This is a genomic window from Streptococcus oralis (genome assembly GCF_964238205.1).
GTDB classification, from domain to species: Bacteria; Bacillota; Bacilli; order Lactobacillales; family Streptococcaceae; genus Streptococcus; species Streptococcus oralis_CZ.
In genome coordinates this window covers 643,965-655,252 of record NZ_CAXSLF010000001.1, presented here as the reverse complement: position 1 = coordinate 655,252, position 11,288 = coordinate 643,965, and the positions used below count along the sequence as shown (strand labels likewise).

General features: G+C 40.8%; 9 protein-coding genes. 6 read left to right on the top strand and 3 right to left on the bottom strand.

From position 1 onward, the window contains the following. The first annotated feature begins 44 nt into the window (after window positions 1-44). From ACESOD_RS03280 to ACESOD_RS03265, 4 genes are all read left to right on the top strand, one after another. Entirely contained in the window at window positions 45-803 is a 759-nt protein-coding gene (locus ACESOD_RS03280; RefSeq protein WP_373093980.1) for a threonine/serine exporter family protein, read from the top strand. 1 nt (window position 804) lies between these two features. After that, window positions 805-1,254, top strand: a complete 450-nt coding sequence (locus ACESOD_RS03275) for a threonine/serine exporter family protein (RefSeq protein ID WP_049503410.1) — start codon at window positions 805-807, stop codon at window positions 1,252-1,254. Between the two features lie 153 nt (window positions 1,255-1,407). Then, on the top strand, window positions 1,408-2,580 hold the full coding sequence (locus ACESOD_RS03270; RefSeq protein WP_373093979.1) for a hydroxymethylglutaryl-CoA synthase: 1,173 nt from the start codon (window positions 1,408-1,410) through the stop codon (window positions 2,578-2,580). Further along, complete coding sequence (locus ACESOD_RS03265; RefSeq protein WP_373093978.1) at window positions 2,580-3,854, top strand: hydroxymethylglutaryl-CoA reductase, degradative; 1,275 nt, start codon at window positions 2,580-2,582, stop codon at window positions 3,852-3,854. Before ACESOD_RS03270 ends, ACESOD_RS03265 begins: the two co-directional genes overlap by 1 nt. A gap of 151 nt (window positions 3,855-4,005) precedes the next feature. Here ACESOD_RS03265 and ACESOD_RS03260 read toward each other — a convergent pair whose 3' ends face one another. Continuing rightward, on the bottom strand, window positions 4,006-4,971 hold the full coding sequence (locus tag ACESOD_RS03260) for a LacI family DNA-binding transcriptional regulator (protein ID WP_373093977.1): 966 nt from the start codon (window positions 4,969-4,971) through the stop codon (window positions 4,006-4,008). Beyond that, window positions 4,952-6,406, bottom strand: a complete 1,455-nt coding sequence (locus ACESOD_RS03255) for a sucrose-6-phosphate hydrolase (RefSeq protein WP_373094074.1) — start codon at window positions 6,404-6,406, stop codon at window positions 4,952-4,954. The genes ACESOD_RS03260 and ACESOD_RS03255 overlap by 20 nt, the downstream gene beginning before the upstream one ends. Before the next feature lie 365 nt (window positions 6,407-6,771). Here ACESOD_RS03255 and ACESOD_RS03250 point away from each other — a divergent pair, with 365 nt between their 5' ends. Both ACESOD_RS03250 and scrK read left to right on the top strand, forming a co-directional pair. Beyond that, complete coding sequence (locus tag ACESOD_RS03250) at window positions 6,772-8,655, top strand: sucrose-specific PTS transporter subunit IIBC (protein ID WP_373093976.1); 1,884 nt, start codon at window positions 6,772-6,774, stop codon at window positions 8,653-8,655. A 259-nt stretch (window positions 8,656-8,914) separates the two neighbouring features. Further along, window positions 8,915-9,802 (top strand): fructokinase ScrK, encoded by an 888-nt coding sequence (scrK, locus tag ACESOD_RS03245; protein WP_223338668.1) that lies wholly within the window; start codon window positions 8,915-8,917, stop codon window positions 9,800-9,802. Between the two features lie 39 nt (window positions 9,803-9,841). Here the strand turns inward: scrK and ACESOD_RS03240 are convergent, their stop codons facing one another. Further along, complete coding sequence (locus tag ACESOD_RS03240) at window positions 9,842-11,032, bottom strand: cation diffusion facilitator family transporter (protein ID WP_373093974.1); 1,191 nt, start codon at window positions 11,030-11,032, stop codon at window positions 9,842-9,844. Window positions 11,033-11,288: the final 256 nt, after the last annotated feature.

The window sequence follows — 11,288 nt, the reverse complement described above, 5'->3', positions numbered from 1 at the left end:
CAAATTTATGATAAAATAAAAAGGAGTTTGAAAAGGAGGGAAACATGGAAGAATCAAAAAAACTGAATGCAGTTATTGATGTCATCATGCTAGCTGGAACAATTCTGCTTCGCAATGGTTCTGAGATTTATCGTGTTGAAGATACCATGATTCGGATTGCTCATTCACAGGGTATTATGGATTGTAATGTTTTAGCCATGCCTGCAGCCATTTTTTTCTCCATTGAAAATACAAATATCTCTCGCATGAAGCGAGTGACCTCCTCTGCTTATAATATTGAGAAGGTGTGTGGTGTCAACCAGATTTCACGGCAGCTTGTAGCGGGACAGCTTGATTTGGAGACAGCCTTTATCCAATTAAAGGAATTAAATGCCAAACCGTCTCCCTACACCAATGTTCAACTAACTGCAGCAGCAACTCTCAGTGCTCCATTCTTCTCAATCATGTTTGGTGGGAATGTCTATGATGCGATTGGAGCAGGAGTAGCAACCTTGTTTGCTTTTACTTTCTCCCTTTATGTAGAAAAATTTATTCGTATTCCCTTTATGACTGCTTTCGCAGGAGCACTTGTCTTTGGTTTGATTGCACAATTTTGGGCACGCTATTCTGGTTTGCCGTCGACAGCTGATTTGGTGATAGCGGGTGCGGTCATGCCTTTTGTACCTGGAATTGCCCTGACCAATGCTGTTCGAGATATTATGACCAATCACATTAACTCTGGTATGAGCAAGATGTTTGAATCCTTGCTGATTACCCTTGCCTTAGGGGCAGGCACCTCTGTCGCCCTCGTACTCATGAACTAATATGACACTAACAACATTTTTATTGCAAGCTCTGGCAAGTTTGCTTGCCATTATTACCTTTTTAATCGTTTTAAATGTCCAGCGTTCCATGCTCATCCCTGGTGGAGTTTTGGGGATGTCCATCTGGTTACTCTATCTGATACTCAAGGAACCAACCAATGTCATTTTGGCAACCTTTATTGCTGCGGTGATTGGTTCTTGTGTCAGCCAGATTATGAGTATCCTCTATAAGACACCAGCAGTTGTTTTTGCCCTAGCCATTCTGGCACCACTAGTACCAGGTTATCTGTCCTATCGAACGACTTCCTTCTTTGTTACAGGTGACTACGGCCATGCCATTTCTAGTGCCATGCTAGTTATGATGTTGGCCCTTGTTATCTCCATTGGAATGGCCAGTGGGACAGTTTTGTTGAAATTGTATCATTATCTCAAAAAGAATCGAGCTAGCTAAGACTCGATTTTTTATAGCCCTAAAGTTCTGTTTGAAAAATGAGATAATGAACTTGATTTGGTGAATCAAGTCTTTTTTAGCTCATTTGACCTCAATTGTGATAAAATAAAGGTGAACGATTTTTTACAATGAATGATAAAAATAGAGGTAAATATGACAATCGGTATTGATAAGATTGGTTTTGCGACCAGTCAATACGTTTTGAAATTACAAGATTTAGCAGAAACCCGAGGAATTGATCCTGAAAAATTGAGTAAAGGGCTCCTTTTAAAAGAATTGAGTATTGCTCCTTTGACAGAGGATATTGTTACCTTGGCTGCCAGTGCAGGAAATTCTATCCTGACTGAAGAAGATAAGCAAGAGATTGATATGGTTATCGTAGCGACAGAATCTGGAGTCGATCAAAGTAAGGCAGCTGCAGTCTTTGTACACGGTTTGCTTGGAATTCAACCTTTTGCTCGTAGTTTTGAAATCAAAGAAGCTTGCTATGGTGCAACAGCGGCCCTTCACTATGCTAAGTTACACGTAGAAAATTCTCCAAAATCAAAAGTTTTGGTACTAGCCAGTGATATTGCAAGGTATGGTGTTGAAACTCCTGGAGAACCAACTCAAGGTGCAGGGTGTGTTGCCATGTTGATTAGCCAAAATCCACGTGTTATGGTCTTCAACAACGATAACGTTGCGCAGACTCGTGATATCATGGACTTTTGGCGTCCAAATTATTCAACGACACCATTTGTAAATGGAGTCTACTCAACACAGCAGTATTTGGATAGCTTAAAAACGACTTGGGAAGAGTACCAAAAGCGTTATGATTGCGACTTGAATGATTTTGAAGCTATTTGCTTCCATTTGCCGTATCCAAAGCTAGCTCTCAAGGGTTTGAAGAAAATTCTCGACAAATCCTTGCCTCAAGAGAAGAAGGATTTGCTTCAAAAGCACTTTGATGAATCTATTATTTATAGTCAAAAAGTTGGGAACATTTATACAGGTTCACTCTTCTTAGGTCTCTTGTCTCTTCTTGAAAATTCTGATAGCCTGAAAGCTGGAGATAAGATTGCCCTCTATAGCTATGGTAGTGGTGCTGTATCTGAGTTCTTTAGTGTAGAATTGGTTGAAGACTATGAAAAACAATTGCAGAATAATCGCTTAGACTTGCTAGACCAACGTCAAGCTTTGAGTGTTGCTGACTATGAACGAATCTTCTTTGAGGAAGCCCAATTAGATGAGTCTGGATCTGCAACGATGTCAGGTTATGAAGGGCAAGACTATGCCCTTGTTGAGATTGTAGACCACCAACGTCGCTACAGCAAGGTTGAAAAATAATGAAAAAAAATTGGAATGGATTTGCTAAAAAATCAATTCAAGAGCGCCTAGAGTTTGTTAAGTCTCAGGCGCTTACTACTATTGAAGCCCAAGAAAGTCTTGCGCAAAATGAAAATCTCAGTCTAGCAGTTGCGGACCAATTGAGTGAAAATGTGGTAGGAACCTTCTCGCTTCCTTACTCAGTAGTTCCAGAAGTTCTGGTAAATGGTCAGGAGTATACCGTTCCCTATGTGACCGAAGAACCATCTGTAGTTGCTGCAGCTAGTTTTGCCAGCAAAATTATCAAAAGAGCAGGCGGTTTTACTGCTCAGGTTCACCAACGCCAAATGATCGGTCAAGTGGCTCTCTATCAAGTCCCAGATAGGGATTTAGCTTGCCAGGCTATTCTGAGTCAAAAGTCGGAACTGATGGAACTGGCAAATCAAGCCTATCCCTCTATTGTCAAACGTGGTGGTGGAGCGAGAGAGCTAACAGTTGAAAAAATTTCTGGTGAGTCTGACTTTTTAGTGGTTTATCTCCATGTAGATACTCAGGAAGCAATGGGAGCTAATATGCTCAATACCATGCTTGAGGCCCTAAAACCTAGTCTAGAAACTCTCAGTCAAGGGCTAAGTTTAATGGGGATCTTATCCAACTATGCCACAGATTCTCTAGTAACTGCAACTTGTCGCATCGCCTTTCGTTATTTGAGCCGCCAGAAGGATGAAGCGCGTGAACTAGCGGAAAAAATGGTTTTAGCCAGTCAGTTTGCTCAGGCAGATCCTTATCGAGCAGCGACTCACAACAAGGGAATCTTTAACGGTATCGATGCTCTCTTGATTGCTACTGGAAATGATTGGCGTGCTATAGAAGCGGGAGCGCATGCCTATGCAAGTCATGATGGCGCCTATCGAGGACTTAGTCGTTGGACTATAGATTTGGGAAACGAAGAGCTTATTGGAGAGATGACCATGCCGATGCCAGTTGCCACCAAGGGTGGTTCGATTGGTCTCAATCCTCGAGTCGTACTCAGTCATGAGTTGCTAGGTCATCCATCTGCCAAAGAATTGGCTCAAATTATCGTTTCGATTGGTCTTGCACAGAATTTTGCAGCCCTTAAGGCTTTGGTCAGTACAGGGATTCAGCATGGACACATGAAACTTCAGGCAAAATCGTTAGCACTTTTAGCAGGTGCTACTGAAGCAGAAGTACCTAAGCTAGTAGAAAACTTGATTGCTGAAAAAACCTTTAATTTAGAAAAAGCGCAGACTCTTTTGAAAAAATTAAGATCATAAGAAAAACTCAGACGAATCTAGTCTGAGTTTTTTTGTTTATACTCAATGAAAATCAAAGAACAAACTAGGAAGTTAACCGCAGGCTGCTCAAAACACTGTTTTGAGGTTGTAGATGGAAGCTGACGTGGTTTGAAGAGATTTTCGAAGAGTATTAAATACTTTTACCTGGTAAGAGGCTGACTGGTAAGAAATAACCGGTTGTGGCAACTTCTTTTCCTTCGATTTTTTGAAGTAGTAAATCAACTGTCAGGCGAGCAATTTCTTCCAAAGGTTGTTTAATGGTAGTGAGGTGAGGATAGAAATTCTCGATAAAATAAGTTCCATCATAACCAATAACCTTGAGATGTTCTGGAACAGATATACCAAGCTCCTGAGCAATCTTCATCACCAAGATGGCTGTCAAATCATCCGATGCGAAAATAGCATCTGGTTTTTGTTTGGTTAGGATATTTTTGATTTCCATTTCCTTGCGGAGGGGTGAAAAGTCACTGGAAATATTGATAATGGGAGCTTTTGGGAAGATAGAAGCAAAGCCTGCATGACGAAGTCCAGTTGGAGAATTGGAGTTATCATTACCTGTAATCATAATGACAGACTTAGCTCCAGTTTTCTCTAAAGTTTGAGCTGCAAGGACTCCACCAGCATAGTTATCAGAAGAAACGACAGGAATGTCAGGCGATAGGTTTCGGTCAAAAGAAATGATAGGAGCTGTTACGCGATTGTAGTCTTCAATTCCCAAGTTATGGCTACCAGAGATAATGCCATCCACTTGATTAGCTTCTAGCATTTCAAGATACTCACGTTCTTTTTCCGAATCGTGCTCACTGTTACAGATGATCGTCTTGTAGCCTTTTTTGAAGAGTTCGTGTTCCAATTTGTCAATCAATTCAGCATAGAAAACATGGCTGATTTTTGGGAAAATCAACCCAATTAACTTGGCTGATTTTCCTTGAAGACTTCGAGCTAAGTTATTGGGTTTATAGCCCAGTTCACGCATAGCGTCATTGACCTTTTGAATGGTTTTTTCTGACAGATAACCTTTTTTATTGATGACACGTGAAACAGTAGTAGGGCTGACGCCAGCTAATTTTGCGACATCAGTTAGTTTTGCGACCATATTCTAATTCGTAGTAAGTTCCAGTTGGGTTTCCAGATTTAATGAGGATTCCATTTTGATCTTTGTGAGGGAAGACACGACCAGAAAATACTTTTTCTCCTTTATTGATGAAAATTTCAAAGACTGAATTATCGATGAAGATATTTACAGTAGTAGCTTGGTTGTCGATTGAACATGAGCGAGTAGTTCCAAATTCTTGAGCATATTGCTCACCTGCTTGACTGCGGTCAACGGTTACTTGGCCATTGACAAGATCGAAATTGATAGATAGCCCCTTTCCGTCTTTATCAGCAAGAAGGATGATTTCACTTTGGCTATTAGCCTCTAAGTTCAGCTCAAGTTCGTAGGTGTTCTTAGTTTCAGAACGATTTGAAAATTCCTCTTCTGAAGCACGGAGTTCTTTGATAGCAGCTACAGGATACTGATAGAGTTTGCCATCTTTAATGGTAAGTTCCTTGACCAATGAGAAAGTCCCTTGGTGATCAAAACGATTAGATGGATAAGACACATCTGGCAAACCAAGCCAACTAACAGCAAGAGCGCGTCCATCAGGAGCATTGAAGGCTTGAGTAGCATATGCTTCGAAACCATAGTCTAGATTCTGTAGTTCAGACACATCTACCATACGTGCATTTTCAGGATCAAAGGAAGCACCGATTTTGTACATATTTGGATAGATGTTGTCATAGTCAAGAACCTTTTTATCCAAGCCTTGTGGACAGTAGAGAAGGACAGGCTGTTCTCCGACAAAGACAAGATTTGGGCACTCCATCATATAAGCGGTACGGTCATTGTTGAAGTCAAGATCACCAACTTCTTGCCAGTTTGTATAATCATTTTCGACAGCTTTGTAAAGACGGACAAACCCTTTTTTCTCCAAGTCTTGACCACCAACGATTGCGTAGTATTGTCCTTTAAAGTTGAAAATCTGTGGATCGCGGAAGTGGTCAGTAGCATCAGCAGGTTGATCAATCAAAACTTTGTCAATTTTTTCAATCTTACCGTCCTTATCCATCAAGGCACCAATCTGATAAGGGTGGCGAACCCAATTTTCATCACGGACATTTCCTGTATAGAAGAGGAACAATTGGTTGCCAAATTGCATAGCAGATCCTGAGTAAGCGCCGTGGCTATCCAGTGGAGTATCAGGTAAGATTTTTACACCTGTTTCAGTAAAGTGCACCAAATCGTCACTCTCAAGTTGAACCCAAGATTTCAAGCCGTGGGCTGCACCAAAGGGGAAGTTTTGGTAAAAGACAATCCACTTACCATCAAAATAAGAAAAACCGTTTGGATCGTTGAGAAGTCCTTCCTTTGGTTCAATGTGATAGCTGACATGCCATGGGGATTGCGCCATCTTTTCTTGGATTTCTTTTCTTTCTTCTTGTGTCCAATCTTCGTAACGTCTGTAACGACGTTCAGTAGTCCATTCCATTTCTATTTCCTCCATAAAATTCTACTATCTTTATAGTAAACGTTTCCTTATAAAAAAGCAAGTCTTTTACACTAAATTAACGAAAAAAATGTCAAACGTTTGACAGAATGTAGAAGCGCTATTTTATGAAAAATAATGAAAATATGAAAGTTTTTGAAAATTTAAAAGTAAAAACCTTGAGTTTATAGGGTATTTATTGCTGTATTGCTGAAAAAAATAGCAAAAACAATCAAAAAATAAAAATTAGCAAAATTTTTTCTGCAAAACGCTTGACATATTTTTTAAACGTGATAGAATAATATTCGTAGGGCGGATAAAATCGCTTTCAAACATTTTACAAATTTTTTATAAGGAGATTTTTGCAAATGACGAATACAGAAATTGCAAAAAAAGTCATCGAAGCCTTAGGTGGACGTGAGAACGTTAATAGTGTAGCTCACTGTGCGACTCGTCTTCGCGTTATGGTTAAAGATGAAGCGAAAATTAACAAAGATGCTATCGAGAGCTTGGAAAAAGTTCAAGGTGCTTTCTTTAACTCAGGTCAATACCAAATCATCTTTGGTACAGGTACAGTAAACAAGATGTACGATGAAGTCGTAGCTCTTGGCTTGCCAACATCATCTAAGGATGAGATGAAGGCAGAAGCTGCTAAACAAGGAAATTGGTTCCAACGTGCCATCCGTACTTTCGGTGATGTTTTCGTACCAATCATTCCAGTTATTGTAGCAACTGGTCTCTTCATGGGTGTTCGTGGACTCTTGAATGCTCTTGGAATGACACTTCCAGAAGATGTTACAACTTACACTCAAATCTTGACTGACACAGCCTTCATTATCTTGCCAGGTTTGGTTGTTTGGTCAACCTTCCGTGTATTTGGTGGTAACCCAGCTGTTGGTATCGTTCTTGGTATGATGCTCGTTTCAGGTTCACTTCCAAATGCCTGGGCTGTTGCTTCTGGTGGTGAAGTAACTGCTATGAACTTCTTCGGATTTATCCCAGTTGTTGGTTTGCAAGGTTCAGTTCTTCCAGCCTTCATCATCGGGGTTGTCGGAGCTAAGTTTGAAAAAGCTGTTCGTAAAGTTGTTCCAGATGTTCTTGACCTCTTGGTAACACCATTCGTAACACTCCTCGTAATGTCAATTCTTGGTTTGTTTGTGATCGGACCAGTCTTCCACGTTGTTGAAAACTATATCCTTCTTGGAACAAAAGCTATCCTTAACTTGCCATTTGGTCTTGGTGGTTTCTTGATTGGTGGAGTTCACCAAGTTATCGTCGTATCAGGTGTTCACCACATCTTCAACTTGCTTGAAGTTCAATTGCTTGCTGCTGACCATGTTAACCCATTCAACGCTATTATCACAGCTGCCATGACTGCTCAAGGTGCTGCAACAGTAGCCGTTGGTGTGAAAACTAAAAATCCTAAACTTAAAACACTTGCTTTCCCAGCTGCTCTTTCTGCCTTCCTAGGTATTACTGAGCCTGCTATCTTCGGGGTTAACTTGCGTTTCCGTAAACCATTCTTCCTTTCATTGATCGCTGGTGCAGTCGGTGGTGGACTTGCTTCAATCCTTGGTCTTGCTGGTACTGGTAATGGTATCACAATCATCCCTGGTACAATGCTTTACATTGGTAACGGACAACTTCCACAATACCTTCTTATGGTAGCTGTATCATTCGCTCTTGGTTTTGCTCTTACTTACATGTTTGGTTATGAAGATGAAGCAGAAGTGGCTTCAGAAGCTACAACTGAACGTTTGGCTGACGAAGCAGTAACTGGTACTGTTGTTGCACCTAGCGAAGGTGTCATCCAAACACCAATCGTTGGTGACGTAGTTGCCCTTTCAGACGTTAATGACCCAGTCTTCTCAAGTGGAGCTATGGGACAAGGTATCGCTGTAAAACCTAGTGAAGATGTCGTTTACGCACCAGCTGATGCTGAAGTGACAATTGTCTTCCCAACAGGACATGCTTATGGCCTAAGAACAGCTAACGGAGCTGAAATCTTGATCCACGTTGGTATCGACACTGTTTCAATGAACGGTGAAGGATTCAACCATAAAGTTGCTCAAGGTGACAAGGTTAAAGCTGGAGATGTTCTTGGAACATTTGACTCAGCTAAGATTGCCGCTGCAGGACTTGATAACACAACTATGGTTATCGTAACAAACACTGCAGACTTTGCTTCAGTAAATCCAGTTGCTTCTGGATCAGTTGCTAAGGGAGATGCAATCATCGAAGTTAAAGCTTAATACTCTTCAAAAATCAAATTCAAACTGCGTCATACTTGCTTTGCCGTACTTAAGTGTTGTCTGCAGCTCGATTCCTAGTTTGTTCTTTGATTTTCATTGAGTATACTACTGTCGATTTAATAAATCAAAAAACGAACAAATGTCATGTTTGTTCGTTTTTGCTTGAATCTTAAAATTTACAGAGGAAAAACTAAAATATTGAGCAACTTTCCTTCTGGAAATATGCTATAATAGAGAAAATAAAAACTAGAGGTTTATCATGACAAAATTATATGGAAGCTTGGAAGCGGGCGGTACAAAATTTGTCTGTGCTGTCGGTGATGAAAACTTTAACGTTGTAGAAAAGGTACAATTTCCAACAACAACACCTATCGAGACAATCGATAAAACAATTGAGTTCTTTTCAAAATTTGATAATCTTGCAGGACTAGCAATCGGTTCATTTGGTCCGATTGATATCGATAAAAATTCAAAAACATATGGCTTTATCACAACTACACCAAAACCTCACTGGGCAAATGTTGACTTGCTTGGTGCTCTACGTCGCGCTTTGAACGTACCAATGTACTTCACAACAGACGTTAATAGTTCTGCCTACGGTGAAGTGGTGGCACGTAATAACGCAGGTGGACGAATCGAAAACTTGGTTTATTACACAATCGGTACAGGTATCGGAGCTGGTGTTATCCAACGTGGTGAGTTTATCGGTGGTGTTGGTCACCCTGAAATGGGACACTACTATGTAGCTAAACACCCAATGGACGAGGAAAAAGAATTCAACGGTGTTTGTCCATTCCATAAAGGATGTTTGGAAGGCTTTGCGGCTGGTCCAAGCTTGGAAGCTCGTACAGGTGTTCGTGGTGAAAACATCGAACTTAACAACTCTGTATGGGATGTTCAAGCCTACTATATCGCTCAAGCTGCCGTTAATGCGACCGTGACTTTCCGTCCAGACGTGATCGTCTTTGGTGGTGGGGTTATGGCCCAACAACACATGCTTGATCGTGTACGTGAAAAATTCACAGCTCTTCTCAATGGCTACCTACCAGTACCAGATGTACGTGACTATATCGTAACTCCAGCAGTTGCTGGCAATGGTTCAGCGACACTTGGAAACTTCGTTCTTGCTAAGAGTGTAGCAAAATAAGCAAAAAAATGAGGTCGGGATTTATCCCGGCCTCTTTCTTTAGTCTTTTTCTATTTTGGTTTCTTGATGGAAAATATTTTGCCAAGTTTCGTGGCGGCGCCAGATACTGGTATGAATGGTATCACCGACTTGGTAGCGGATGAGTTTAGTCTTTTGACTGATAGAAGTTAGATGAAGCTCCTTGATAGCAGAGGTTAATTCTTTTTCAGCCGTATAGGCATCCTTGTCCAGTTCTTGTCCGTCCTGGCGGATATAAATGAAGTCTTCTGCAAGTAATTCTTCCAGTTGATTTCCTTGGTCAATCAGTTGCTCTCTCATGAGCAATTTTTTATAGACATTATCTAGAATTTCATCCTCAGGGATTGGTGCTGGTTCGATATGAATGTCTGTATCAAAGACACCAAAGCGTTCTGATAACATGGATTCGACCTGATCCGCAATTTCGTGACTTTCAAAAACAGACAGATCTGGGTTCATCTCAAGTGTGATGTCCAGATAAATATTGCTTCCGTAGGTACGACCCCTTTGAGATTTGACCTTGCTAATCTTAGGAATTTCCATGATAGCTTTTTGATAATCTTCTAGCAAGTGTTCATCAAAACCATCAGAAAGGCTGAAGGATGACTCGATAAAGATGTCATAGGCTGTTTTGAGGATAAAGAAGGTGATGATAATCGCGACCAACTTATCCACGATTGGATAGTTGAAGCTACTAGCCAGGATAGCAATAGAAGTTCCAAGAGATGTCACAGCATCTGACAGATTGTCCTTAGCTGCAGCCTTGAGGGCCTTTGATTTAGCTTGCTTACTCAGATGGGTATTGTAGAGATAAACGGCGAACATGATGATAGCAGAGATGACTCCCAGAGTCGCACCAAGTGGGTCAATAACCGTTTGTTCTCGGCTGAGTATCTTTTGAATGGTGTCACGTAGAACATCAAAGCCAACGTAAAACATGATGATGGAAGTGATGAGACTTGCCAAATCCTCTATTTTCCAGTGGCCGAAGCGATGATCTCTATCTGCCGGTTGGCGAGCCAAACGAATCCCGATGAGGAGGGCAACATTTCCAACAATATCTGAAACGTTGTTAAAACCATCTGCTACCAAACTGGATGAATGGAGGAGGTGTCCGGTCGCTAGCTTAGCTGCAGACAAGAATAGATAAGTCAAGATGCTGATAATGGCACCACGCTCAGCTAATTTTAAGTTTGAAACCGATTGATTCATCTAACTCCCCTTCTAGCATTTTAGTATTCTTTCATTATACTGGTTTTCCAAGGAAAATTCAAATGGAGCGCGAATAATCCCACCCCAGCACTTGAAAACTTTTGAAATTCTGATATAATAGAACTACTCAAGGGAGTAGCTGGCGGGAAACCGCGATAGTGTCGTCATTACGAATTATTTCCGGCACTATATTAAACAGCGAGACTTGTTTTTTTAAAAAACAGGTCTCTTTTTTTGTAAAAAGAGGCCAAAAAGG